Origin of the sequence: Mycolicibacter sinensis (assembly GCF_001667945.1) — a bacterium.
Lineage (GTDB): Bacteria > Actinomycetota > Actinomycetes > Mycobacteriales > Mycobacteriaceae > Mycobacterium > Mycobacterium sinense_B.
Genome location: NZ_LZJK01000076.1, coordinates 42,833 through 65,531, shown reverse-complemented (window position 1 = coordinate 65,531; position 22,699 = coordinate 42,833). Strand labels below are relative to the sequence as shown.

Here is a 22,699-nt window from a genome sequence, read left to right as displayed (position 1 = left end):
GAGGTGATCTGATGATCGCACGGCATATGGCCGAGCTGGAGCGAGCGATCGCCCGGGTGCGCCCGGCGGCCGCCCAGCTGTCGGACTGGGGTGCGCGGCTGGCCGAGGTGCTGGCCGGCGGCGGCCGGTTGCTGGCCTGCGGCAACGGCGGCAGTGCCGCCCAGGCGCAGCACCTGACCGCGGAACTGGTCGGCCGCTTTCACGATGAACGAGAACCTTTGTCGGCCATTGCATTACACGCCGACACATCGGCGTCCACGGCGATCGTCAACGACTATGGTGCCGAAGAGATGTTCGCCCGGGGGGTGCGTGCCCACGGTCGTCGCGGTGACGTGCTGGTCTCGCTGTCCACCAGTGGCACCAGCCGCAATGTGCTGGCCGCGGTGAAGGCCGCGCAGGAGATCGGCGTGGTGACCTGGTCGCTGACCGGGCCCGCGCCCAACCCGCTGCTGACCATGAGTGACGACGGCATCGCGGTGGAGGCCGACTCGACGGCCACCGTGCAAGAGATCCACCTGTTGCTGCTGCACAGCCTCTGCATGGCCGTTGATGCGGTGCTGCTCGACACGGAACGGACGCTCGCATGAAACCGCTTGTTGTGGTGGGGGATTCGATGCTCGATGTCGACGTCGACGGTACCGCCAGCCGACTGTCCCCGGAGGCGCCGGTTCCGGTCGTCGACCCGGAACGCATCTGGCAGCGGCCCGGCGGCGCCGGGCTGGCGGCGGTACTGGCCGCCCGCGAGTACGGAGAAGTCGTGCTGGTCACCGCCACCGCCGACGACGCCACCGGCCGCAGCCTGGCCAGGATCTTCGCCGAGGACCACCCGGGCATCCAGGTGGTGCGGCTGCCGCTGAGCGGCGGCACGCTCAGCAAGATCCGGATCCGGGCCGGGGGGCAATCGGTGGTGCGCGTCGACCACGGCGACGGCTACGCGGCCGAGGAGCGACTGCCCGCCGAGGTCGGCGAGCTGTTCGGCGAGGCCGCCGCGATCTGCGTCGCCGACTACGGTCACGGCGTCGCCTCCCACGACGAGCTGCGTTCGGCACTGACCGCTGCCGCGGCACGGACAACCGTGGTGTGGGACCCGCATCCGCGCGGCGCGGTGCCGATCCCGCGGTGTGCCCTGGCGACACCGAACGACGCCGAGGCGAAGATCTTCGCCCCGTCGGCCGGCGGGGGGCAGCGGGCCGACGCGCTGCGGCGGGCCTGGGGCGCCGGCGCCGTCAGCGTCACGCTGGGGGCCGGCGGCGCGCTGTTCGCCGACGCGCGGCACGCCGCGCACCACATCCGCTCGCCGGGTACCACCGGCGGCCGCAGCGACACCTGCGGTGCCGGCGACCGCTTCGCGGTGGCCGCCGCACTGGCCCTGGCCAATGGCGCCGACGCGCTGGCGGCGGCCAGCGCCGCGGTGGCCGATGCGTCTCGCTTCGTGGTGGCCGGCGGCGCGGCCGGCGTGTCCAGCGCCATGCCGATCCCGGGCGGGATCGACCTGAGCACGCCGGGCGGCGCGGTCACCGGCATGGCGGCGGTGACGGCGCTGGCCCATCGGGTCCGGCGGCGCGGCGGCACGCTGGTGGCGACCGGCGGGTGCTTCGACCTGCTGCACACCGGCCACGTCCGGTTGCTGCGGCGGGCTCGCGACCTGGGCGACGCACTGGTGGTGCTGATCAACTCCGACGATTCGGTGCGGGCGCTCAAAGGCACCGGACGCCCGGTGGTGCCCGCCGAGGACCGCGCGCGGGTGCTGGCCGCGCTGGCCTGCGTGGACGGCGTAGCGATCTTCCACGAGACCTCGCCGACTGCGGTGCTCGAGAGGCTCCGGCCCGACATCTGGGTCAAAGGCGGCGACTACGGCGGAGTGGAACTGCCCGAGGCGGAAACGGTGCGCCGCCACGGCGGTCAGGTGCTGGTGCTACCCACCATCCCGGGCTACTCGTCGTCGAAGCTGATCGCCGCTGTCCGCTAGCGAAGGAGTGTGAAAGATGAAGGAACTGGGCAACATCTTGATCGCCGGCGGTGCCTCCGGGCTGGGCGCCGCCACGGTGCGGGCGGTGCAACGCGCCGGTGGGACACCGCTGGTGATCGACATCAACCAACCGGCTGACGACGTCACCTACCGGTGCGCCGATCTCGCCGACACCGCCGCGGTCGAAGAGGCCGTCGCCGACCTGGCCGGCACCGCCGACCGGCCGTTGCAGGGGGTGTTCACCCCGGCGGGCATCGACAGCTGCGGGCGGCTGGATCGCGTCCCGGCCAAGGACTGGGAGCGGGTGCTGCATGTCAACCTGCTGGGCACCGCCGCGGTGATCCGTGCCGCCCTGCCGTACCTCGACGCCGACGACGCCCGGATCGTGACCTGCGCATCGACGCTGGGGATCAAAGCAGTCAGCGACGCCACCGCCTACTGTGCCTCGAAGTTCGGGGTGGTCGGGTTCACCCGGGCGCTGGCCGCCGAACTGGCCGGTGAAGTCGGCGTGACGCTGCTGATCCCGGGCGGAATGACCACACCGTTCTTCGACGGCCGCGCCGAGCAGTACAAGCCGCCGCCCGACGCCAAACTCAACGACCCCGACCTGGTGGCAGAGGCGGTGCTGTTCGCGCTGCGCCAGCCGGCCGGCTGCGAAATCCGGGAGATGGTGGTGTGTTCCAGCGAGGAATCGTCGTGGCCGTAACCGGCAGCGCCACGGTGCTGGTGCTGCGCGCACTGGGGGTGGGCGACCTGCTCACCGGCGTGCCGGCACTGCGCGGGCTGCGGCGGGCGTACCCGTCGGCTCGGATCGTGCTGGCCACACCGGAACCGCTGAAACCGCTGGCCTTGCTGTGCGGGGCGGTGGACGCGGTGGTGCCGACCGCCGGTCTCGGTGCGCTGCACTGGTCCGGTCCGGCGCCGCAGGCGGCGGTCAACCTGCACGGGCGGGGCCCGCAGAGCATCACCGACCTGCTGTCGACCGGGGCGAAAACGCTTATCAGCCACAGCAATTGCTCCTATCCCGCGGTCAACGGACCGCCCTGGCGCGACGACCTGCACGATGTGGATCGCTGGTGCATGCTGCTGGAACACGCCGGAATCGCGTGTCGTCCTGGGGAACTCGGCATCGCCCGGCCACCGGGATACCCGCGCCGCGACGGCGTCGTGGTGATTCACCCCGGCGCCGCGGCACCGGCGCGGCGCTGGCCGGCGGACCGGTTCGCCGCGGTCGCCGCGGCGCTGAGCCGTTCCGGGCACCGGGTGGTGATCACCGGATCGGCCGCCGAACGTTCGCTGGCCGAGATCGTCGCCGCCTACGCCGGACTGAGGTCGTCATCGGTGCTCGCCGGCGAACTGGACCTGCTCGGGATGGTCGCGTTGATCAGCGACGCGCGGCTGCTGGTGTGCGGGGACACCGGCATCGGGCATATCGCCACCGCTACCGGGACCGCTTCGGTGCTGCTGTTCGGTCCGACCCCCCCGGCGCACTGGGGCCCCCGCGGCCCCGGCCCGCACGTCGCCATCTGGGCCGGTGACCGCGGCGACCCGCACGCCGATCGGCCGGATGCGGGACTGCTGCTGATCACCCCGGCGCGGGTCATCGCCGCGGCCCGAGACGTCCTCGCGGAATGCGCATGACATCACGCGTCGGTGTCGTCGGTGCCGGATATGTCGGGTTGACCAGTGCGGTGTGTCTGGCCGCCGCCGGTGTCGACACGGTGTGCATCGACACCGACCGGCGGCGCGTCGCCGAGTTGCGGGTCGGATACGCCGCGATCGACGAACCCGGCGTCAACGACCTGTTGCGTGCCGGGCTGGCGCACGGAACCCTGCGGATCACCGACGACTACGGCCTGCTGGCCGACCGCGACGTCGTCTTCGTATGCGTGCCGACGCCGACCAGTGACGACGGCAGCGCCGACCTGCGAGCCGTCGAACGCGTTGTCGCGCAGCTTGCCGACACGATGTCGCCGGGATCGACGGTGGCGGTCAAATCCACTGTTCCGCCCGGCACCTGCCGGCGCATCGGTGCGCCGCTGGCGGCCCGCGGCATCCACGTCGTGGCCAATCCCGAGTTTCTGCGCGAAGGTTACGCAGTCGAGGATTTCTGCCACCCCGACCGGGTGGTGATCGGAGCCGACGACGGTGCGGCAGCCGAGCGGGTCGCGAAGCTGTACTCCAACGATGCCGCCCCGGTGTTGCGGATGAGCTTGGAGAGTGCGGAGCTGGCCAAGTACGCCAGCAACGCCTTCCTGGCGGTCAAACTGTCCTTCGTCAATTCGCTGGCTCAGCTGTCCAGCCGCGTCGGCGCCGATATCGCCGACATCGCCCGCTGCATGGGCGCCGACCCGCGGATCGGCCCGCACTTTCTGCGGCCGGGCCCGGGCTGGGGCGGTTCCTGCCTGCCGAAGGACAGTGCGGCACTGGTGTGCACCGGCCGGGCGCACGGTGTGGAACTGCGGGAGATCGAATCGGCCCGGCGGACCAACGCCGCCCAGGTGCACCGGATCGCCGCCATGCTGCGGCACCGGGTGGGCCGCCCGCTGGCCGAGCTGAAGGTCGCGGTGCTGGGCTTGACGTTCAAAGCCGGCACCAGCGACATCCGTGACTCCCCGGCGATCGCGGTCTGCGCCGGCTTGCAGGCCGGCGGCGCCCAGGTCACCGGTTATGACCCGCGGCTGGCGATGATCGATACCGCGCACCTGCCGATCCCGGCCGCCGACGATCCCTACGTCGCGGCCAAGGACGCCGACGCGATCGTGGTGCTCACCGAATGGCCCGACTTCGCCGAGTTGGACTGGGAGGCCATCGCCCGGTGCGCCGCTGCCGGTGCGGTGGTCGTCGACACCCGCAACGTCGTCGACCGCAGCGCGGTCGGCGGGGCCCGGCTGGTCTGCCTCGGCAACGGAACACCGGGCGGCTACTGACCTGGGCGGTCATGTTTAGGTACCCGCCTCGGGGGTAAACACCCTCACGCGCCGCGCGCCCGGCGGGGCAAACATCGGGGAGGGGCCAGCATGGTCGCGGGATATCAGATTCTGGGTAGGGCGGCACTTGTGACGTCAATGGCTGTCGGCTGCGCCGCGGTCGCGATCGTGCCGGGCGCGTTCGCCGATCCGGACACCACCTCGACCACCATGACGCCGACGTCGTCCGGCCCTCCGACGACCCGTAAGCCCGCGGACGCGACGCCGACGCCGTCCGACGCTCCGGCGACCACCACGGCGCCCACGCCTACGCCCTGAGCAGCGGGTCCAGACCCGCGGCCGGTGCCGCAGCAGCGGCGCTACGGCTCACCGCCGCCGATCAGCCGTACCGGGACTATCTCCATCACCGATTGCTCCTCCACGCTGTAGGTGGAGAGCTCCGCCGCTGCGTCCTCGCGACGCAGGAAGGCATCCACCGGCTTCCCGAGGTAAGTCAGCAAGAAGACATCGGTGACCTGCTCGGGCATCGCGGTAGGCGCATGTTCAGTCGCGCAGCCGGTGCGCCAGCAGCGACTTGCCCTCTTCGGCGCCCTTGCGGCTGGCGTTCTGGGCGCGCCGGAACAGGTCGGCCAACTCGGTGTCGCCGGTGCGTTCGGCGTCGGCGATGTAGACGTCCATCCGCAGTGCGTTGTCCAGGCAGTTCTCCACGAACCACAACAGGTCGTAGTCGCGGTCCTTGGTGCCGGTGCGCTGGCCGCTCTCCACGTTCTTTACGTCGGCCATCGAATCCCCCCTAGGTCTTGATGTTTCTGCCAATCGGCTACCCAGACGTCTGCGACGACTAACCGACGGCCAGCCGCGAACTCGCTGAGGATTAGCCGACGCCACGACGGGTATGCCTGAGCCATGACGACCCTCGGTTATGCGTTGTCCAGCGAGGAGTTTCACCCCAACGAGCTGGTTCGTCAGGCCACCCGGGCGCAGCGGGCCGGGTTCGAGGCGCTGTGGATCTCCGATCACTTCCACCCCTGGACCGACCAGCAGGGCCACAGCCCGTTCGTGTGGTCGGTGATCGGCGCACTGTCGCAGGCCTGCACGCTGCCGATCACCACTGCCGTCACCTGCCCGATCATGCGCACCCATCCGGCGGTGGTCGCGCAGGCCGCAGCGACCAGCGCCGCCCAACACGACGGCCGCTTCGTTCTGGGGGTCGGGACCGGAGAAGCGTTGAACGAACACATCACCGGTGCACGCTGGCCGTCGGCGGCCATCCGCCGCGGCATGCTCGACGAGGCCGTCGCGGTGATCCGCGAGCTGTTCACCGGCCACCAGGTCAACCACCACGGGCGCTACTACACCGTGGAGAACGCCCGGCTCTACACGCTGCCGCCGAAGCCGACACCGATCTACGTCTCCGGTTACGGCCCGCATTCGGCGCGGCTGGCGGGCCGGATCGGCGACGGGTACCAGTGCAGCATGCCCGACGCCGCGCTGGTCTCGGAGTTCCACCATGCCGGCGGGATGGGCAAGCCCACCCAGGCCGGGTTCAAGGTGTGCTACGCGCCGTCGAAGGAGCAGGGGGTGCGCACCGCGCAGGCGTTGTGGGCCAGTGAGCAGCTCCCCGGTGAACTGGGCCAGAACCTGCCCACGCCGACGCATTTCGAGCAGGCCTCGAGTCTGGTCACCGCCGACATGGTGGCACAGGCGGTGCCGGCCGGCCCGGACGCCAAACCGTATCTGGACCGGATCCGCGAATTCGCCGACGCCGGCTTCGACGAGGTCTACGTGCAGCAGATCGGCGGAGACCAGGAGGAGTTCTTCGCCTTCTGGGAATCCGAGATCGCGCCGGAGCTGGCGGCGTGAGCGCAACGACGAAAGTGCCGGGGGCGCAGCGCTATCTGCCGGAGAAGCGGACGCTGAGCGCACTGCGGGTCGCGGCCGCGGGGTGTCACGGCTGCGAGCTGTACCGCGACGCCACCCAGACGGTGTTCGGCGAGGGCCGCCGCGGGGCGCCGCTGATGCTGGTCGGGGAGCAGCCCGGCGACCAGGAGGACCGGCAGGGCCATCCCTTCGTGGGTCCGGCCGGGCGGCTGCTCGAGCGTGCGATAAGCGACGCCGGCATCGACCCGGGCTTGGTCTATGCGACCAACGCGGTCAAGCATTTCAAGTTCACCCGCCGCGAGGGCAAGCGCCGGATCCACCAGAAGCCCGGCCGCACCGAGGTGGTGGCGTGCCGACCGTGGCTGATCGCCGAGATCGACGCGGTGGGTCCGCAACTGGTGGTCTGCCTGGGTGCTACTGCCGCGCAATCGTTACTGGGCCCGGCGTTCCGGATCTCCACCGGGCGCGGAGAGCTGATCGAGGTGCCGGGCCGATCCGGGCCGCCGGTCCTGGCCACCGTGCATCCCTCGGCGGTGCTGCGCGACCGGACCGACCGGGCAGCGGCCTACCGCGCATTCGTCAGTGACCTTCGGGTGGCCGGCGGCGCTGTGACAGAACAGAACAGCACCGTGGTCTGACGGGCTGTTTGACAACCACGGTGACGGGTAACCGTGTGCCGATAGAAGGGAGCGCACCATGCCGAAGACCGCGGACTTCATCATCGACCGGTTACGCCAGTGGGGGGTGCACCGGATCTTCGGATATCCCGGTGACGGCATCCTGTCCATGCTCGGCGCACTGGACCGGGCCGGAGGCGATCCGGAGTTGATCCAGCCGCGCCACGAGGAGATGGGCGCCTTCATGGCGACCGGGCACGCCAAATTCACCGGCGAACTCGGCTGCTGCCTGGCCACGTCCGGCGGCGGGGCGATCCACCTGCTCAACGGGCTCTATGACGCCAAACTCGACCATCAGCCGGTGGTGGCCATCGTCGGCCAGCAGAAGCGGATGTCACTGGGCGCGGCGTTTCAGCAGGAGATCGACCCCAACTCACTGTTCAAAGACGTCTCGTCGGACTTCATCCAAACCTGCATGGCGCCAGTGCAGGCCCGGCACCTGGTAGACCGGGCGTGCAAGGTGGCGCTGACGAATCGCACGGTGGCCACCATCATCCTGCCCGAGGACGTCGCCGAAGAGGACGCGGTGCCGTCGCCGCCGCGGATGCACGGTGCGGTGTTCAGCAGCGTCGGCTGGTCCCGGTCCCGGATGCTCCCCGCGCAACCCGAATTGCAGAAGGCCGCCGACATTCTCAACGATGCCGAGAAGGTGGCGATTCTGATCGGCGCCGGTGCCGCCGACGCGTCAGACGAAGTGGTGCAGGTGGCCGAGCTGCTCGGCGCCGGGGTGGCCAAGACCTCCCTGGGGCGGGCTTCCCTGCCCGACGATCTGCCGTATGTCACCGGCCCGATCGGGCTGCTGGGCTCCACGGCCAGCGAGGCGATGATGTCCGGCGCCGACACGTTGTTCATGATCGGATCCAGCTTCCCCTACTCCGAATGGCTGCCCAAAGAAGGGCAGTGCCGGGGGGTGGAGATCAACCATGATGGCCGCATGATCGGCGTGCGGTACCCGATGGACGCCAACCTGATCGGGGACTCCAAAGACACGCTGCAAGAGCTGATCCCGCTACTCAAGCGCAAGGAAGACCGGTCCTGGCGCAAGAAGATCGAAGGCGAGGTGGCCGAGTGGTGGCGGGTGCTCGACAAGCGGGCCCACGACAAGGCAAACCCGCTCAACCCCGAGCTGGTGGTACACGAGCTGTCCAAGCGACTGCCCGATAATTCGGTCATCACCACCGATGCCGGCTCGGTGGCCAACTGGTGGGCGCGGCACCTGCGGCTGCGGCCCGGAATGGCCGCCTCGCTGGCCGGCAACCTCGCCACCATGGGACCCGGCACCCCGTATGCGATCGCCGCCAAACTGGCGCACCCGGGCCGCCCGGTGATCGCCCTGGTCGGTGACGGGGTGTTCCAGATGAACGGCATGGCCGAGATGATCACCGTGAAGCGCTACAAGGACCGGCTGTCCAAGGGCCCGCTGATCTTCTGCGTGTTCAACAATCAGGACCTCAACCAGGTCACCTTCGAGCAGCGGGCGATGGGAGGGGAGAAGAAATTCGAGGGCTCCCAACATATTCCAGACGTACCGTATGCCGAATTCGCCAAGCTGCTCGGGCTGACCGGTATCCGCTGCGATGACCCGAAGAACATCGGGCATGCCTGGGACCAGGCGCTGGCTGCCAGCAGCCCGGTGGTACTGGAAGTGGTCGTTGACCCGGATATCGCACCGGTTCCGCCTCAGATCAGGATGGACATTGCGAAGAAGACCGCCAAGGCGATGATCAAAGACCCGGACCGGGTCAGCGTCGCCACCAAGGGCGCCAAGCAGAAGATGCACGAGTTCACCGAGTCGGCCAAGCAGGCGGTACGCGACCTGCGTGACAAGGACGACGACGAGTGAGCCTGCTCGGCCACCGGCACACCGAGCAGATCCCCGCCCGGCCGGACACCCGGTTCGTCGCAGGAATGGCGGCGGTCGACCGGGTCAACGTCATCGGGCTGGAGAAACAGTTGCGCCGCCACGTCGAAGGGGAAGTGCGCTTCGACGCCGGCACCAAGGCGATGTACGCCAACGACGCCTCCAACTACCGACAGGTGCCGATCGGGGTGGTGGTGCCCAAGACGATCGAGGACGTGGTGCAGACCGTGCGCGCCTGTCACGGCTACCGGGCGCCGGTGCTGTGCCGCGGCGGCGGGACGAGCCTGTCCGGGGAGACCGTCAACGTGGCGGTGGTCATCGACTTCTCCAAATATCTGACCGAGATCATCGACATCGACGCGGGCCAACGGTTGTGCACCGTGCAGACCGGGGTGATCAATGAGCAACTCAACAAGGCCACCGGTGAATACGGGCTGGTGTTCGGGCCGGACCCGTCGTCGCACTCCCGGTGCACCCTGGGCGGCAACATCGGCAACAACTCCTGCGGTGTGCATTCGATCCAGGCGCACTTCTACGGGCCGGGGCCGCGCACCTCGGACAACACCCACGCATTGGAGATCATCACCTACGACGGCGCCCGGTTCTGGGTGGGCAACAACGAAGAGTCCAAGATCGACGCGATCATCGCCCAGGGCGGCCGGAAGGGCGAAATCTATGCGGCACTGCGCGATCTGCGTGACAGGTATGCCGACGACATTCGCAAGGGCTACCCGGATGTCGATGAGCTGCCGCGGCGGGTGTCGGGCTACAACCTTGACGAACTGCTGCCGGAGAAAGGCTTCAACGTCGCGCGCGCCCTGGTGGGGACCGAGAGCACCTGTGCGGTGGTGCTGAGCGCGACCATGATGCTCACCCCGGCGATGCTGCACCGCAGCGTCGTGGTCGTGGCGTTCGACTCGGTCGGAGACGCCGGCGATCTGGCGCCGGAGATCATGGAGTTCAAGCCGATCGGGTGCGAGGCAGTGGACAGCCTGCTGGTGCACGACCAGGAGTTGACCGGAACCAACGCGGCCGGTAGAGCACAGCTGCCGCAAGTGGATTCGGCCGGGGCGTGGCTGATGGTGCAGTTCGGCTCCGATGACCCGCGGGATTCGTCGGCGCAGGCGCAGCGATTCGTCGAGTGGTTGCAGCAGAAGAAGGGCTTCGGCTCCGACCGAATCGTGATGGCCCGCAGCAAGCAGGACGGCGGCAACAGCGCCCAGCTGTGGTCGATCCGGGAGTCCGGGCTGGGATCCACGGCGTTTCCGGTGGACAGCGGCAACCACTGGCCCGGCTGGGAGGACTCGGCGGTGCCGCCGGCGCGGGTCGGCGACTACGTGCGGGACCTGCAGCGGCTCTATGCCGAGCACGGGCTGCGCGGCGCCATGTACGGGCACCTGGGGGAGGGCTGCATCCACTCCCGGGTCGGGTTCGATCTGCGCCACAAGGACGGGCTGGCCACCTACCGGCATTTCCTGGAAGCGGCCGGGGATCTGGTGGCCTCCTACGGCGGCTCGATGTCGGGGGAGCACGGCGACGGCCAGCAGCGCGCCGAGCTGCTCGGCAAGCAGTACGGTCCGCGACTGATCGATGCGATGCGCGAGTTCAAGTCGATCTGGGATCCGATGTGGAAGATGAACCCCGGCAAGGTCATCGACCCCTACCGGTTCGACGAGAACCTCAAGCTGGGCACCGATTACAACCCGCCGCGGCCGAAGGTCAAGTTCAGCTACCCGGAGGATCATGGCGACTTCTCGCACGCCGCGCTGCGCTGCGTGGGGGTGGGCAAATGCCGGGTGCCCGAAGCGCAGGACACCATGTGCCCGAGCTATCAGGTCACCCGCGAGGAGAAGCACTCCACCCGGGGCCGTGCGCGGCTGCTGTTCGAGATGCTGCGGGGTGAAGTGATCACCGACGGCTGGCAGTCAACCGAAGTCGCGGACGCACTGGACCTGTGCCTGGCGTGCAAGGGCTGCACCAACGACTGCCCGGTCAACGTCGACATCCCCACCTACAAGTCGGAGTTCCTCTACCACCACTACCGGTCGCTGCGCCGGTGGCGGCCCCGCTACGCCTACGCCTTCGGCTTCATCGACCAGGCCGCCCGGCTGGCCGCCAAGGTGCCGGAACTGGCGAACTTCGCCACCCAGACGCCGGTGCTGTCCCGACTGGCCAAATTCGTCGGCGGCATCGACCGGCACCGCCCGTTGCCGACGTTCGCGCCGATGACCTTGCAGCAGTGGTTCGCCGCGCGGCCGGTGGTCAACTCCGGCGGGCCGCGGGTCATCTTGTTCCCCGACACCTTCAACAACCATTTGCACACCGATGTCGGGGTGGCCTGCGTGGAGGCCATCGAAGCGGCCGGCTGGCAGGTGCTCATGCCGCGCGGTCACATCTGCTGCGGACGCCCGCTGTATGACTACGGCTTCCTCGACGTCGCCAAACACTATCTGCTGGATGTGCTCTCCGCGCTGCGCGATGAGATCCGCGACGACACCCCGGTGGTCGGGATGGAGCCGAGCTGTCTGGCGGTGTTCAAAGACGAGCTGCCCAAACTACTTCCGCACGACGACGACGCCGAGCGGCTGGTGCGCAACAGCTACCACTTCGCGGAGTTCTTCGCCAAGTTCGACGTCGAGGTGCCCAAGACCTCTCGCGTGCGGGCCCTGCTGTGGGGCCACTGCCACCAGCGCGCCACCGGCGGTGTCAGCGCCGACCAGCAAGTGCTGCAGAAGATGGGCGTGGACGTCGAGCCGGTATCCGGGGGCTGCTGCGGGCTGGCCGGGTCGTTCGGTTTCGAAGAGGGCAAATACCAGATATCGATGGACTGCGGCGAACAGGCACTGTTCCCGGCGATCCGCCAGAACCCCGATGCGATGGTGGTGGCCGACGGGTTCTCCTGCCAGACACAGCTTTCCGACGCCGGCGCGGCTTCAGCGCTGCACCTGGGCCAGCTGATGGCCATGGCCAAGCAGTCCGAGGACATCGGATCCGTGCAACCCCCGGGGCGTCCGGCGCCCGGTGCCCGCACGCGGGCGGTGCGGACCGCCGGGCCGCTGGCGGCACTCGGTGCCGCGACGGCGGCTGCGGTGGTCGGGTTCAGGCGACGCGAAACTCACTGAGGTCGGCCTCTTTGACGGTGAGCCCGTGCCCGGGCGCCGTCCGGTCCGGGCGCAGCACTCCGCCCGGCTCCGGGGTGATCACTCCGTCGAACGCCAGGCCTTCGATCCGTACATGGTCGTGGAAGTACTCGAGATGGCGCAGGTGCCAGATCGCCGTGCCGACCTGGCCGCTGATCTGCGGTGCACAATGCAGCGACAGGTCGATGCCGCGGGCGTCGCAGAGCGCACCGACTTTGAGCACCCCGGTGATCCCGAGCGCCCGGGTGACGTCGGCCTGCAGGCAGTCCACGGCGCCCGCGGCCAGCATGTGCTCGAAATACGGTAGGTGGTAACCGTATTCGCCGGCGGCGATGTCCATTCCCGGCGGCCCGTGCTCGGTCAACTGACGCAGCCCCTCGAGATCGTCGGAGGTCACCGGTTCCTCGAACCACCGCACACCGAAATCAGCGAAGCACTGCGCCCACCACAGGGCCTGCTTGCGGTGGTAGGCCCCGTTGGCGTCGACGAACAACTCGATACCCTCGCCGATCGCCGCCCGGGCCGCGGAAACCCGGCCGGTGTCGGCCTCCGGGTCGCGGCCCACCTTCATCTTGACCCGGGGAATGCCGGCGTCGGCCCAGCCGCACAACTGTTTACACAGCGTGGCGTTGTCATAGGAGGTGAATCCGCCGCTGCCGTAGATCGGGGTGGCGTCATGGACAGCGCCGAGGGTGACGGCCAGCGGCTCGTCGAGCAGCCGGGCCCGTAAATCCCACAGCGCGATGTCGACCGCCGAGATCGCCTCGGCGACCACGCCCGGCTTGCCCAGGTTGCGCACCGCGTGCTGCATTCCCGCCCACCGGGCCGGCGGCTGCAATGCGTCCTCGCCGGTGATGACCTCGGCCAGCTTGCCGCCCACCACAGTGGCCACCGCCGTTCCGCCGTAGGTGTAGCCGGTTCCGACCAGACCCCCGGCCCGGATGCTGACCAGCACGAAGGTAGTCGAGTCCCAGGCCAGGGTGCCGTCGGACTCCGGGGCGTCGGTGGGGATCGCGTAGGCCGAGACCTCGACGGATTCGATCGGTATCGCAGTGGCTGCGCGCGAAGTCATGGCTGGTGACTACCCGCGACGCGGAACGGGTATGCCCGGGCAGATCAGTTGCGGGGGAGCGGCGTGCAGCGGGCCACCGGGGTGCCGACCAGCCGGAAGTCTTCGCTGGTATCGATCTGCGGATCGACGCCGTCCTGGAACAAGATGATGATGTCCGACCCGCCGAACTGGAAGTAGCCGAACTCTTCGCCTTTGGCCATGTGCCGGCCTTCGACCCCGGTGAGCACCACCGACGACACGTGCGCCATGCCCACCGGGATGATCGCGACCAGGCCGAGGTCGCCGGCCGCCGACCGCGACGTATCGACGGTCACCACGCCACGGGTCTGGGAGAACTCGTAACCGGTGCTGGCGCTGTCGCTGGCCTGCAACTCGTGGTCTTCGATGGACACTCGCAGGAACACTTCACCGTTGATGCGGAACGACTCCCGGACCAGACCATCGACCGGCAGGTGATAACGGTGATAGGCGTGCACCGGCAACATGTAATGCACGAAGGTGCCGCCGGCGAAGCTCTCGCGGTAGGCGCTGCCTTCCATGAGTTGCTTGATGTTGCCGAACCTTTGGTTCTTCAGCGTGATGGCCGGGATGTTCGAGTCGGCATCGATGTCGAAGGCGTGCTGGAAACGGCAGTCGGCCGGTGAGGTGATCACCAGGTTGCTGCCGGGTTCGGCGATCGGGCGCAGCCCGCCGTTGAGTTCGCGGGCGATGAACTGGTTGGCGGTCAGCCAGCCGCTGGGCGCGTTGGGGGCGCCATCGACCAGGGACTCCTCGACGCGGTATTCCGGTGCGTTGGCGATGAACGACTTCAGCGCCTCCGGGCTGAACGACTCCGGCGTGTCGAGGAAGTTGCCCCACTGCTTGGCGAACTCGGTCAGCCACTCCCGGAAGACGTCGCAGTGCTGCAGTGTCTCGTCGCCGATCTCCTGGTCGACCAGGAAGTAGAAGTGGCTCATCCGGTCGCTGACCTCTTGGGTCTGGCCCTGTTCGGTCCAGGCCTTCGCCGGCGACTCCTGCGGCACCCACCTGACGAAGCGCCGCAGGTAATCCTGGTATTCACCGATGTCACAAGGCCATTCCAACGCCTCGAACAGCGCCGGGCGCAGGTCGGCTTGCGCGCGTTGCCTGGCCTTGCGCAGCGACTGTTCGACCAGCTCTGCCAGGCCCTGCTGACGGCCCAGTGCCTCCTGCAGTTTGTCGATGATCGCGTCCGGCTCGCTCATGCGGTGGAAGTACCCACCGCGGCGGTCCCGTCAACCGTTTGCCCTGGGGCACCGGCGGGTACGCGGAGGCGCATGCATGGAGTCGTCGACGCGGTCCGGGGAGTGCTGTGGGCGCGCCGGCGCCAGCCCGACGACGTTGCGTACTTCGCCGCCTTGGGCCACGAGCGGTTCTCGCCACCGGCGTTGCTGCGGCAGGCGGTGGAGGCGGAGAACGCCGGCTTCGACGGCGTCTGCTGCTCCGATCACCTCGCGCCCTGGTGGGATCCGGCCAGCGGCCCGCCCGCCGCCTGCGGCAACGCCTGGGTGTGGTTGGGTGCGGCAGGGCACGCGACCCGCAACGTGGCTCTCGGTACCGCGGTAACCGGCCTGGTGCACCGCTACAACCCGGTCGTCGTCGCGCAGCAGGTCGCGACCCTGGAATCGCTGTATCCGGGCCGGACGTTCCTGGGGGTCGGATCCGGCGAGGCGATGAACGAGGTCCCGGCCGGGCTGGACTGGCCGAGCGTCGCCGAACAGCAGTGCCGCACCGAAGAGGCCCTGGAGATCATCGTCCGGCTGCTCAACGGCGAAACCGTCGATTTCCGGGGCCGCCATTTCCGGACCGACGGCGCCCGGATCTACCTCGACGTCGAGCGCCGCCCGCCGGTGTTCATGTCCGCGTTCGGGCCGCGTGCAGCCGCTATCGCGGGCCGGCTCGCCGACGGCGTCTGGACGCTGGGCGACCCGGCCAAGGCGCCGGCCGTGATCGGCGCCTACCGAAAGGCTTGCGAGGACGCGGCGAAGCCGCCCGGAGAGATCATCGTGCAGGGGCTGATGTCGTGGGCGGAGACCGACGATGCCGCACTCGAACATTCCCGGGTGTGGAAGGCGGCGCTGGTCGACGCGAACTACGCCGACGACATCCATGACCCCGGCGAGGTCGGGCGGTTGGGGGCGCAGGTGTCCGACACCAAATGGAAGCTGATGGGGGCGGTGTCGTCGGATCCGGCGGTGCATGTGCGTCGGATGAAGGCGATGCGTGCGCTCGGGGCCACCGTCGTCGTGATGATGAACGTCGGCGGTGCCGATCCGGGCGGCGCACTTCGCACCTACGGCACCGAAGTGCTGCCCGCGTTGCGTGAGTGATCAACGGCGTTTGTCCGCGGTGGTGGCCGGGTAAACCGGCTGGGTGAACCCGATTGCCGCTACTCCCGCGACCAGGACCGATCTGCTGACTCCGCTCGGCGTCTATGCCCCGCAGCAGGATTCGCACCTGCTCATCGAGACGATGGAATCGTCGGGCCTGGCCCGCCGCGGCCGGGTGCTCGATCTGTGCACCGGCTCAGGGGTGGTGGCGATCGCGGCGGCCGATATGGGCGCCGGCAGCGTCACCGCATTCGACATCTGTCCCGTTGCGGTGCGGTGCTCCCGGGACAACGCGCGCGCCGCCGGGGTGGACGTGGAGATCCGGCAGGGCCCGTGGACCGGCGCGTTGGCCTGCGAGCCGTTCGACCTGATCGTGTCCAACCCGCCGTATGTGCCCACCCCGCGGCATGCGGACCCGATCCCGGCCGCCGGCGGCCCGGAGTGGTCGTGGAACGGTGGCGTCGACGGCCGGATCGTCCTCGACCCGCTGTGCCGCTCGGCCGCCAGGCTGTTGCGCAGTGGTGGTTCGGTGCTGTTGGTGCAGTCGGCACTGGCCGACGCCGGCCGGTCCCTGAAAGTCCTGCGGGACAGCGGCTTGGACGCCGATATCGTGGCGTCCCGGTGGATTCCGTTTGGTCCGGTGCTCTCGGCGCGGGCCGGCTGGCTGGAACGCACCGGGCGGATGCCCCGCGGCTGCCGCGAAGAGCAGCTGGTGGTGATCCGGGCGGACAAGCCGTGACCGAACCACGGGTGGTTCGCCCGGTCCGCAATGGCCCGGTCCTGGTCCCCGGGCCGGTACGCATCGAGACCCCCGAGGGCGTCGTCGAATCGGACCGGTTCATGGTCGCCATCTGCGCCTGCGGGCGCAGCCGCAATTATCCGCTGTGCGACACCAGCCACCGGCGACGGGAACCGTCCCGCCGCCACGTCGAGGGCGAGGTGGCCGAGCCCGGGTGACGGGTCTGCCGCTACTGCTCTATGTCGTAGTCGTCGTCGGACAGCGGAACGCTGATCGCTTGGTCGATCAGGTCGGCGGGGTTGGCGTCGACCTCGTCGGCGTTTGGCAGATGGGCGGGGTTCAGCCCTGCCTCCTCGTCGGTGGTGTCGGCAGAGGTCCGCTGTTCGGCCAGATCGGCCTCCGGAACGTCGTCGGTCGGCGGCAGCCCCTCAGCGTTCGTCATCATGACCCCTTTCGTTTCCGCGCTCGCGCGTCCCGGTCTCGTCGTTCTGCCCGCTCGGCGACGAGCAGGGCATAGTCCGACTTCAGTTGAGTGTTGTCCAACCTCAGCCGGTTGTTGTCCGACTCCAGTCTGGTGTTCTCCGACTCAAGGCGGGCGTTGCGGGCTTCCAGGCTGAGGATCTCCCCGATACCGGCCACGTTGACCCCGTCACCGACCAGCTCCAGGATGCGCTGCAGCCGCGACAAGTCGTCATCGCTGTAACGGCGCGTCCCGCCCGCGGTGCGCGCCGGGGTGAGCAGCCCGCGTCGCTCGTAGAGTCGCAGCGTCTGCGGACCGATACCGGACAACTCTGCAGCCACGGAAATGCTGTATACCCCAAGCCCGGATCGGGCACTCATGTCTTCGACCAACATACGTCGCTTCCACTCGCGAGAAAATCCTCTTGCACGAACCTACCACCCGTGCTATATAAAAATCTATGTCGGCAGACACAGATAATCTGCCAACGTTCGAGGAGGTGGAGATGATGTTGATGCGTACCGACCCGTTCCGTGATCTCGACCGTTGGACCCAGCAGGTACTGGGCACCGCGGCCCGGCCGGCGGTCATGCCCATGGACGCCTGGCGCGACGGAGACCAGTTCATCGTCGAGTTCGACTTGCCCGGAGTGGCGGAAGACTCCTTGGATCTCGACGTCGAACGCAACGTGCTGACCGTGCACGCCGAACGGCCCGGCCTTGATCAGAACCGGGAGATGGTGTCGGCGGAGCGGCCGCGCGGCGTCTTCAGCCGTCAGCTGTTCCTGGGCGACAACCTCGACGCCGAGCAGATCGAGGCCAGCTACCAGGACGGGGTGCTTCGGCTGACCATTCCGGTTGCGGAGAAGGCGAAGCCGCGCCGGATCAAAGTCGCCAGTGGACACGGCGAGCGGGCCATCAACGCCTGATTGCGAGGGGCCGGGTGGCGGCCGTGTGAAGGAGGTGAGCAGAATGACCACCGACACGTTAACCGCCCACGTGCTCGACGAGGCGGAGCGCATCGTGCGCGCCGAATGGCTGCAACTGCTGACCGCCCCGGAGCACTGCTACGCGGTCCGCACCGAGATGCCCGCCACCCGGCTCCGAACCCCGAAGCTCGCCCTTTGTAGCGCCGGGCCCGCGCGGCCGGGCGCGCCACCACCGGCCCGCCGGGCGCACCGGTCGGCCACCCGGCGGCGTAACACGCAGGTGTGGCCGACGCAGCGGTCGCCTCCGGACGCCCGCCGGATGTGTCCGCCTGCACAGGGGAGGTGATGGCCCCACACGATGAACACCGGAGTTCGGCGTGGCCCCGCTGTGTGTTGCTCTCCCGACAGCGGGGCCACGCCGGCCTACACCAGGAGAGTTCTTCCTCGGTTGCCTCAGTGAGCTTGGTGGCGCGATGAGCGAAAGCCTTGATCCCTATGCCGTACTGGGAGTGACGCCTTCGGCCACTCCAGCTCAGATCAGCCACGCCTTCCGCACCAAGTTGCGCGCCCTGCACCCCGACACCGGCTATGCGCGTTCTCGGCCGCCCGGCGATGCCGAGGCGCAGCTGCAGCAGCTGCTGCGGGCATATGACGCGTTGCGGCACGGCGGCCGCCGGAACGCCGGCGCCGATCCGCCAGGTTCAAGGCGCCCCGCCGCGAATACCCAAGGGCCGGTGAAGATCCGGGTCACCCACGGTCGGGCGGCCGCTGCGGAACGCCGCAAAGACCTGTGGGCCGGGCCGGTGCGCCGGCACCGCGGACGGGATCACTGACCCCGGCGGTGTCACTTCTGCAGCGTGAACTGGTGGACGCTGGTGTAGCCGTCGCGGAACAGCTGGACGCAGCCGTTGAGGTACTTGTCGTAGCGGTCATAGACCTCTTGTGACTGCACGGCGATCGCTTGGTCCTTGTGGGCGGCCAGGGCGTCGGCCCAATCCTGCAGCGTCCGCACATAGTTGGGTCCGATCTCGTGGATGCGGCCGACGGTGAAGCCGGCTTCCGTCGCGCGGTCGGCGACCATAGACACCGTCGGCAGCTGACCGCCGGGGAAGATCTCGGTCATGATGAACTTGTTGAACCGGGCCATGCTCATGGTCAGCGGAAGGCCTAGCCGCTGGGCGTCGTCCTGGGTGATTGCGGTGATGGTGTGCAGCAGCATCACTCCGTCGGTCGGCAGAACGCGGTGGGCCATGGCGAAGAAGTCGGGGTAGCGCTTGTGGCCGAAGTGTTCGAAGGCGCCGATGGATACGATGCGATCCACCGGCTCGTCGAATTCCTCCCAGCCCTGTAGACGCACCTGCACCGTGCGGCGGGTAGCGAGGTCGGCCAGCTTGGCCAGGGCATATTCGCGTTGCCGCTCACTGAGCGTCAGCCCGATGACATTGACATCGAATTCTTCCAGGGCGCGCCTCATTCCGCCGCCCCAGCCGCAGCCGATATCCAACAGTGTCATGCCCGGCTGCAGCCCCAGCTTGCCCAAAGCCAGGTCGAACTTCGCGTTCTGTGCCTCGTCTCGGGTGGTATCCGGATGCTGGTAATACCCGCAGGTATAGCCCATCGTCGGGCCGAGAAACAGCTCGAAGAACTCATTCGAGATGTCGTAGATCGACTGCAGTTCAGCGTACTTGGGCTCCAACTCAGGCATCGATCCTTGAGGGTACACCCAGATGTGGCCGCGCGGGAGACCCTCACACCGCCGTGTCGATCCGGACGTTGTCGAAGCCGATGATGTCGAACAGCCGTTGCACGGTCGGGCGATTGCTGCGCAGCACGGCCACCCGGTCATGGGCGGCACAGCACCGGTCGAGCAGGACGAGCTGTCGGTGGCCGATGAATTCCAGCTCCCGCGCGTCGATGTCGAGTGTTCCGGGCGACAGCAGCGGCAGGATTCGCTGCAAGGTGGTGGCGAACAGAGCCTCGCTGGCGGCGTCGAGGTTGCCGGCGAGTGCGATGGCATTGCGCCGGGCGGGTTGGGTGTAGAGCTGGAACGGAACCGAAGTCGGCCCGGCCCCCGGGTGCAGGCACAACAACCCGGCAACGGCGTCGCCGAGTTCCGAGATGTCGTAGCCGCACAACGCCGCGACGGGCAGCGTGGAGATCCGCCGGTCCCCGAGGAACTCCAGGGCCGACTGGGCGTCGCGCTGGGCCGGCGTCCGAACCACCGGCGTCACGTCGATGACGACCCGCAGACCGCTGTAACCGTCTGCGACCGCTGCGATCGCGGCGGCCGCATAGCGTTCGGCCATGGACTCGGCATCGACCACGTCGCCGCGGAACCCGAAGTGCTCCGGCAGGGTCTTGAGCTCCACCTCGTCGGCGGCAGCGCCGAGGCCGGCAGCAGCCAGGCTGGCCCGGAGCCGCGCGGGTTCGTCGTCGCCGACGTAGACCACGCGCTGGTCCAGATTCAAGCCGATCGCGATGTATTCGGCGGCGCGGCAGAGGAACTCGTCGCGGTCGCGGTATTGCCAGCCGATGTGTCCGAATTCGCCCGACGGGTCGGCCCGGGCGGTTCCCATCACGCCGCCTCCCTCATCCGCAGGTGCGCTTGCACGGTGGTGCCGCTTGACGCGGTGTGGATGCGTACCAGGTCCGCGGTCGCGTTGACCACGAACAGCCCGAACCCCTGATGGTCTTGATGCGTGACCGGCCGCCGGCCGGCCATCGGATCCGCCAGGTGTCCGGAGTCGCGCACCTGGCAGATCAATTGGCCGTCGGTCTCCCAGAGCGCCACCGTGCATGGTCCGCGCCCGTGCTGCAGGCTGTTGGATGCCAGCTCGTTGACGATCAATTGCAGATCGGCGATGTCGGCGGTGGAGAAGCCGAACCAGCGGGCGTATTTGGCGGAGAACGCCCGGGCGCCGGACAGATCTCTGAGCCGATTCACGGTGTAGCTGGCCGCCGTCGGGCTGCTGGGCAGCGGTTCGTTGTAGCGTACCCAGGCCGCCTCGGGGGCGAAGCCCGCGCTCGTTCGCTCCGGACGCCCGGCACCGTCCAGGCGCGGGTGGGTGATCTCGGCGTCGACGAGAATGTCGGAGTCCAGATGCGTTGCGTCGTAAGGGCAGAACAAGGTGATGTCACGCCCGGTGAACGCCCGGTTGATCAGCGCCTCGTGCTGCACGCAAGCCGGATACTCCAGCGCGGAGCGACCATTCCAGATCGGCTCGCCGACCATCCGCATCGGCCCCGACCGATGACGGGCGGCAAACGTCCCCAACACCCCGCCCAGGATGTGCCCGGGGTTACGCCCCACCTGGCTCATGTCCACCAGCGTCACGGCCTCGGCGGCTCCCGCGGGCAGGGCACCGCGCAGCAGCGAGAGCTTGGGTTCCGGCACGCCCACAAGAACGGGGAGTCCGGCGGCAACACCGTCGAGGATGAACGGCACCAGATAATCGAGGTATTCGCGCGGTGACCGGTAGAACAGCGCGATATGCCTGAAGGAGCCGGGATCATCTTCGGCAGCGACAGTCATCGCAAGTGCCCCTGTCATCCAACGTGAGCGGGCGCGCAGAACCTCACCAGTCTAACGCTGCCCGGACAACGCGAGGAGGGCGAAACGGCCGTGGCTCAACCGGGTCGGTACCGGTCAATACCAGTACCGACGGCCGGCGACCGGACGGCCGACCGCACCCAGAATCCACAGTATGGCGCCGACAACCAGGAGAATGATTCCGATCGTCCACAACACGTTGATCTTGAAAACGAGCGCCAGAATAAGGAGGATCACTCCGAGCGCAATCATCACCAATCCCTTCTTTCAGACAACTTGGCCGACCACACCCAGGGAAGAGGGTTGCGGCAAATGACAATCCGTCACGACCGGGTTGTAACCGGCATAGTTCAAGGGGCCCGCCAGGGTAGTGACAGCGATGGTTCCGGCAGTCGCACAACTGGTTTGACCCCCATGGAAATAATCGCGCTGCCATGCGGCGAAGACGCCGATAAGCAGCCATATCAGCACAATCGCACCGGCTAACCCACCGATCCGCATCCGTCCTCCATTCACCTAATACACCGTTCAATTCCCGCTTCTGCCGCGGTTGAAACCTGGCACCCGCATGGGATGTTTGGCGCCGCCAGCAGCGGGGTACTGCGGCCGAATCGGCGAAACCTTTCACAGGAACGGAGCGCAGATGATGCTGCTGGGTACCGGCGAATCCGGTTTGCGGACGGGTAGTCACGCGGAGTGGATCGGCGAAGCCGGAGACCTCGTCGATCACATGCTGCGCAACGTGGCACACGGCCGCTTCGAGAGGTCGTTGTCGGCGATGACCGCGTTCGCCGCGGTGGTGACAACCGCCGAGATCTATCTCGAGCATTACAAAGCCGGCTTCGGCAACAAGTGGATGTGGAGCCCGGTGCTGGTGACGCCGCCGGTGGTGGCCGCCGGAATCGGCGGGGTGTTCTCCCGCCGCTGGGCCAAACGCTGGCTGCCGTTGACCGCCGCGGTCTACGCCGCCAACGGACTGCTGGGTGAGTACCTGCACGCTCGCGGGGTGGCGCGCAAGCCCGGAGGCTGGAAGATGGCGTCCTACAACGTTCCGATGGGTCCGCCGATCGCCGCGCCTGGCCTGATGGCGATGGTCGGCGGGATGGGCCTGTTGGCCGCGGTGCTGCGCCGCGAACGCTGAGGT

The 22,699-nt window shown here is 68.4% G+C and carries 28 protein-coding genes; 16 read left to right on the top strand and 12 right to left on the bottom strand.

The features are described 5' to 3' along the window. Positions 1–11: 11 nt before the first annotated feature. From A5694_RS24050 to A5694_RS10610, 5 genes are read left to right on the top strand one after another with little or no spacing between them, the layout of a single operon-like run. Positions 12–587 (top strand): D-sedoheptulose-7-phosphate isomerase, encoded by a 576-nt coding sequence (locus tag A5694_RS24050; protein ID WP_165604337.1) that lies wholly within the window; start codon positions 12–14, stop codon positions 585–587. Beyond that, positions 584–1,969 carry a PfkB family carbohydrate kinase gene (locus tag A5694_RS10625; RefSeq protein WP_064921797.1) on the top strand — a complete coding sequence of 462 codons (1,386 nt, stop codon included), beginning with the start codon at positions 584–586 and terminating at the stop codon, positions 1,967–1,969. Before A5694_RS24050 ends, A5694_RS10625 begins: the two co-directional genes overlap by 4 nt. Before the next feature lie 16 nt (positions 1,970–1,985). After that, the gene (locus A5694_RS10620; RefSeq protein ID WP_064921796.1) at positions 1,986–2,675 is read left to right on the top strand and encodes an SDR family oxidoreductase; all 690 of its coding nucleotides are present in this window, start codon (positions 1,986–1,988) and stop codon (positions 2,673–2,675) included. After that, positions 2,666–3,610 carry a glycosyltransferase family 9 protein gene (locus A5694_RS10615; RefSeq protein ID WP_064921795.1) on the top strand — a complete coding sequence of 315 codons (945 nt, stop codon included), beginning with the start codon at positions 2,666–2,668 and terminating at the stop codon, positions 3,608–3,610. The genes A5694_RS10620 and A5694_RS10615 overlap by 10 nt, the downstream gene beginning before the upstream one ends. After that, complete coding sequence (locus A5694_RS10610) at positions 3,607–4,899, top strand: UDP-glucose dehydrogenase family protein (RefSeq protein WP_234786451.1); 1,293 nt, start codon at positions 3,607–3,609, stop codon at positions 4,897–4,899. Before A5694_RS10615 ends, A5694_RS10610 begins: the two co-directional genes overlap by 4 nt. 104 nt (positions 4,900–5,003) lie before the next feature. On the opposite strand, the gene A5694_RS10605 is transcribed toward A5694_RS10610, so the two are convergent. Genes A5694_RS10605 through A5694_RS10600 form a run of 3 tightly spaced genes read right to left on the bottom strand, consistent with a single transcriptional unit; the run spans position 5,004 to position 5,682 of the window. After that, on the bottom strand, positions 5,004–5,204 hold the full coding sequence (locus A5694_RS10605) for a hypothetical protein (protein ID WP_064921793.1): 201 nt from the start codon (positions 5,202–5,204) through the stop codon (positions 5,004–5,006). A 54-nt stretch (positions 5,205–5,258) separates the two neighbouring features. Beyond that, positions 5,259–5,426: a hypothetical protein gene (locus tag A5694_RS24045; RefSeq protein WP_165604336.1), complete on the bottom strand. Its 168-nt coding sequence runs from the start codon at positions 5,424–5,426 to the stop codon at positions 5,259–5,261. A gap of 16 nt (positions 5,427–5,442) precedes the next feature. Continuing rightward, positions 5,443–5,682, bottom strand: coding sequence for a hypothetical protein (locus A5694_RS10600; protein ID WP_064921792.1), 240 nt, complete (start codon positions 5,680–5,682; stop codon positions 5,443–5,445). 123 nt (positions 5,683–5,805) lie between these two features. Between A5694_RS10600 and A5694_RS10595 the strand changes: the two genes are divergently transcribed. Genes A5694_RS10595 through A5694_RS10580 form a run of 4 tightly spaced genes read left to right on the top strand, consistent with a single transcriptional unit; the run spans position 5,806 to position 12,440 of the window. Continuing rightward, positions 5,806–6,762: a TIGR03557 family F420-dependent LLM class oxidoreductase gene (locus A5694_RS10595; RefSeq protein ID WP_064921791.1), complete on the top strand. Its 957-nt coding sequence runs from the start codon at positions 5,806–5,808 to the stop codon at positions 6,760–6,762. Beyond that, on the top strand, positions 6,759–7,418 hold the full coding sequence (locus A5694_RS10590; RefSeq protein WP_064921790.1) for a UdgX family uracil-DNA binding protein: 660 nt from the start codon (positions 6,759–6,761) through the stop codon (positions 7,416–7,418). The genes A5694_RS10595 and A5694_RS10590 overlap by 4 nt, the downstream gene beginning before the upstream one ends. 58 nt (positions 7,419–7,476) lie before the next feature. Continuing rightward, complete coding sequence (locus A5694_RS10585) at positions 7,477–9,300, top strand: thiamine pyrophosphate-requiring protein (protein ID WP_064921789.1); 1,824 nt, start codon at positions 7,477–7,479, stop codon at positions 9,298–9,300. Next, entirely contained in the window at positions 9,297–12,440 is a 3,144-nt protein-coding gene (locus tag A5694_RS10580) for an FAD-binding and (Fe-S)-binding domain-containing protein (protein WP_064921788.1), read from the top strand. The genes A5694_RS10585 and A5694_RS10580 overlap by 4 nt, the downstream gene beginning before the upstream one ends. Here A5694_RS10580 and A5694_RS10575 read toward each other — a convergent pair. After that, positions 12,418–13,530 (bottom strand): enolase C-terminal domain-like protein, encoded by a 1,113-nt coding sequence (locus A5694_RS10575; RefSeq protein ID WP_064921787.1) that lies wholly within the window; start codon positions 13,528–13,530, stop codon positions 12,418–12,420. The two genes, A5694_RS10580 and A5694_RS10575, sit on opposite strands and share 23 nt — an antisense overlap. 44 nt (positions 13,531–13,574) lie before the next feature. Continuing rightward, a complete protein-coding gene (locus A5694_RS10570) occupies positions 13,575–14,753 on the bottom strand; it encodes a phosphatidylserine decarboxylase (protein ID WP_064921786.1) in 1,179 nt (392 codons plus the stop codon). A 72-nt stretch (positions 14,754–14,825) separates the two neighbouring features. On the opposite strand from A5694_RS10570, the gene A5694_RS10565 reads away from it, so the two are divergent. From A5694_RS10565 to A5694_RS10555, 3 genes are read left to right on the top strand one after another with little or no spacing between them, the layout of a single operon-like run. Next, positions 14,826–15,878, top strand: coding sequence for an LLM class flavin-dependent oxidoreductase (locus A5694_RS10565; protein ID WP_082952612.1), 1,053 nt, complete (start codon positions 14,826–14,828; stop codon positions 15,876–15,878). A 43-nt stretch (positions 15,879–15,921) separates the two neighbouring features. Further along, positions 15,922–16,617, top strand: coding sequence for a HemK2/MTQ2 family protein methyltransferase (locus tag A5694_RS10560; protein ID WP_267887749.1), 696 nt, complete (start codon positions 15,922–15,924; stop codon positions 16,615–16,617). Next, positions 16,614–16,835 carry a CDGSH iron-sulfur domain-containing protein gene (locus A5694_RS10555; protein ID WP_064921784.1) on the top strand — a complete coding sequence of 74 codons (222 nt, stop codon included), beginning with the start codon at positions 16,614–16,616 and terminating at the stop codon, positions 16,833–16,835. The genes A5694_RS10560 and A5694_RS10555 overlap by 4 nt, the downstream gene beginning before the upstream one ends. A gap of 11 nt (positions 16,836–16,846) precedes the next feature. On the opposite strand, the gene A5694_RS10550 is transcribed toward A5694_RS10555, so the two are convergent. After that, positions 16,847–17,059, bottom strand: coding sequence for a hypothetical protein (locus tag A5694_RS10550; protein WP_064921783.1), 213 nt, complete (start codon positions 17,057–17,059; stop codon positions 16,847–16,849). Next, a complete protein-coding gene (locus tag A5694_RS10545; RefSeq protein WP_064921821.1) occupies positions 17,059–17,457 on the bottom strand; it encodes a MerR family transcriptional regulator in 399 nt (132 codons plus the stop codon). The genes A5694_RS10550 and A5694_RS10545 overlap by 1 nt, the downstream gene beginning before the upstream one ends. Before the next feature lie 125 nt (positions 17,458–17,582). Here A5694_RS10545 and A5694_RS10540 point away from each other — a divergent pair, with 125 nt between their 5' ends. The 3 genes from A5694_RS10540 to A5694_RS10530 all read left to right on the top strand — a co-directional run bounded on the left by A5694_RS10540 (position 17,583) and on the right by A5694_RS10530 (position 18,838). After that, positions 17,583–18,005 (top strand): Hsp20/alpha crystallin family protein, encoded by a 423-nt coding sequence (locus A5694_RS10540; RefSeq protein ID WP_064921820.1) that lies wholly within the window; start codon positions 17,583–17,585, stop codon positions 18,003–18,005. Positions 18,006–18,048: 43 nt separating this feature from the next. Next, positions 18,049–18,351, top strand: coding sequence for a hypothetical protein (locus A5694_RS10535; RefSeq protein ID WP_125224332.1), 303 nt, complete (start codon positions 18,049–18,051; stop codon positions 18,349–18,351). A 127-nt stretch (positions 18,352–18,478) separates the two neighbouring features. Beyond that, positions 18,479–18,838 carry a J domain-containing protein gene (locus A5694_RS10530; RefSeq protein ID WP_064921781.1) on the top strand — a complete coding sequence of 120 codons (360 nt, stop codon included), beginning with the start codon at positions 18,479–18,481 and terminating at the stop codon, positions 18,836–18,838. An 11-nt stretch (positions 18,839–18,849) separates the two neighbouring features. On the opposite strand, the gene A5694_RS10525 is transcribed toward A5694_RS10530, so the two are convergent. From A5694_RS10525 to A5694_RS22540, 5 genes are all read right to left on the bottom strand, one after another. Beyond that, positions 18,850–19,710, bottom strand: coding sequence for a cyclopropane mycolic acid synthase family methyltransferase (locus A5694_RS10525; RefSeq protein WP_064921780.1), 861 nt, complete (start codon positions 19,708–19,710; stop codon positions 18,850–18,852). A gap of 43 nt (positions 19,711–19,753) precedes the next feature. Beyond that, positions 19,754–20,581 (bottom strand): MEDS domain-containing protein, encoded by an 828-nt coding sequence (locus A5694_RS10520; RefSeq protein ID WP_064921779.1) that lies wholly within the window; start codon positions 20,579–20,581, stop codon positions 19,754–19,756. Beyond that, positions 20,581–21,537 (bottom strand): sensor histidine kinase, encoded by a 957-nt coding sequence (locus tag A5694_RS10515; protein ID WP_064921778.1) that lies wholly within the window; start codon positions 21,535–21,537, stop codon positions 20,581–20,583. The genes A5694_RS10520 and A5694_RS10515 overlap by 1 nt, the downstream gene beginning before the upstream one ends. Positions 21,538–21,651: 114 nt before the next feature. Further along, positions 21,652–21,807 (bottom strand): DUF6131 family protein, encoded by a 156-nt coding sequence (locus A5694_RS24040; RefSeq protein WP_221740335.1) that lies wholly within the window; start codon positions 21,805–21,807, stop codon positions 21,652–21,654. A 15-nt stretch (positions 21,808–21,822) separates the two neighbouring features. Then, positions 21,823–22,056 (bottom strand): hypothetical protein, encoded by a 234-nt coding sequence (locus A5694_RS22540; protein WP_082952610.1) that lies wholly within the window; start codon positions 22,054–22,056, stop codon positions 21,823–21,825. A 142-nt stretch (positions 22,057–22,198) separates the two neighbouring features. Between A5694_RS22540 and A5694_RS10510 the strand changes: the two genes are divergently transcribed. Beyond that, the gene (locus A5694_RS10510; RefSeq protein WP_064921777.1) at positions 22,199–22,696 is read left to right on the top strand and encodes a hypothetical protein; all 498 of its coding nucleotides are present in this window, start codon (positions 22,199–22,201) and stop codon (positions 22,694–22,696) included. The last annotated feature ends 3 nt before the right edge of the window (positions 22,697–22,699 follow it).

Bases quoted from the DNA above. Each gene is read 5' to 3' on its own strand.
- A5694_RS24050 (WP_165604337.1), top strand. From the start codon at position 12: ATGATCGCACGGCATATGGCCGAGCTGGAGCGAGCGATCGCCCGGGTG.
- A5694_RS10625 (WP_064921797.1), top strand. From the start codon at position 584: ATGAAACCGCTTGTTGTGGTGGGGGATTCGATGCTCGATGTCGACGTC.
- A5694_RS10620 (WP_064921796.1), top strand. From the start codon at position 1,986: ATGAAGGAACTGGGCAACATCTTGATCGCCGGCGGTGCCTCCGGGCTG.
- A5694_RS10610 (WP_234786451.1), top strand. From the start codon at position 3,607: ATGACATCACGCGTCGGTGTCGTCGGTGCCGGATATGTCGGGTTGACC.
- A5694_RS24045 (WP_165604336.1), bottom strand. From the start codon at position 5,426: ATGCCCGAGCAGGTCACCGATGTCTTCTTGCTGACTTACCTCGGGAAG.
- A5694_RS10600 (WP_064921792.1), bottom strand. From the start codon at position 5,682: ATGGCCGACGTAAAGAACGTGGAGAGCGGCCAGCGCACCGGCACCAAG.
- A5694_RS10595 (WP_064921791.1), top strand. From the start codon at position 5,806: ATGACGACCCTCGGTTATGCGTTGTCCAGCGAGGAGTTTCACCCCAAC.
- A5694_RS10585 (WP_064921789.1), top strand. From the start codon at position 7,477: ATGCCGAAGACCGCGGACTTCATCATCGACCGGTTACGCCAGTGGGGG.
- A5694_RS10575 (WP_064921787.1), bottom strand. From the start codon at position 13,530: ATGACTTCGCGCGCAGCCACTGCGATACCGATCGAATCCGTCGAGGTC.
- A5694_RS10570 (WP_064921786.1), bottom strand. From the start codon at position 14,753: ATGAGCGAGCCGGACGCGATCATCGACAAACTGCAGGAGGCACTGGGC.
- A5694_RS10565 (WP_082952612.1), top strand. From the start codon at position 14,826: ATGCATGGAGTCGTCGACGCGGTCCGGGGAGTGCTGTGGGCGCGCCGG.
- A5694_RS10550 (WP_064921783.1), bottom strand. From the start codon at position 17,059: ATGACGAACGCTGAGGGGCTGCCGCCGACCGACGACGTTCCGGAGGCC.
- A5694_RS10545 (WP_064921821.1), bottom strand. From the start codon at position 17,457: ATGAGTGCCCGATCCGGGCTTGGGGTATACAGCATTTCCGTGGCTGCA.
- A5694_RS10540 (WP_064921820.1), top strand. From the start codon at position 17,583: ATGATGTTGATGCGTACCGACCCGTTCCGTGATCTCGACCGTTGGACC.
- A5694_RS10535 (WP_125224332.1), top strand. From the start codon at position 18,049: ATGACCACCGACACGTTAACCGCCCACGTGCTCGACGAGGCGGAGCGC.
- A5694_RS10530 (WP_064921781.1), top strand. From the start codon at position 18,479: ATGAGCGAAAGCCTTGATCCCTATGCCGTACTGGGAGTGACGCCTTCG.
- A5694_RS10525 (WP_064921780.1), bottom strand. From the start codon at position 19,710: ATGCCTGAGTTGGAGCCCAAGTACGCTGAACTGCAGTCGATCTACGAC.
- A5694_RS10520 (WP_064921779.1), bottom strand. From the start codon at position 20,581: ATGGGAACCGCCCGGGCCGACCCGTCGGGCGAATTCGGACACATCGGC.
- A5694_RS10515 (WP_064921778.1), bottom strand. From the start codon at position 21,537: ATGACTGTCGCTGCCGAAGATGATCCCGGCTCCTTCAGGCATATCGCG.
- A5694_RS24040 (WP_221740335.1), bottom strand. From the start codon at position 21,807: ATGATTGCGCTCGGAGTGATCCTCCTTATTCTGGCGCTCGTTTTCAAG.
- A5694_RS22540 (WP_082952610.1), bottom strand. From the start codon at position 22,056: ATGCGGATCGGTGGGTTAGCCGGTGCGATTGTGCTGATATGGCTGCTT.
- A5694_RS10510 (WP_064921777.1), top strand. From the start codon at position 22,199: ATGATGCTGCTGGGTACCGGCGAATCCGGTTTGCGGACGGGTAGTCAC.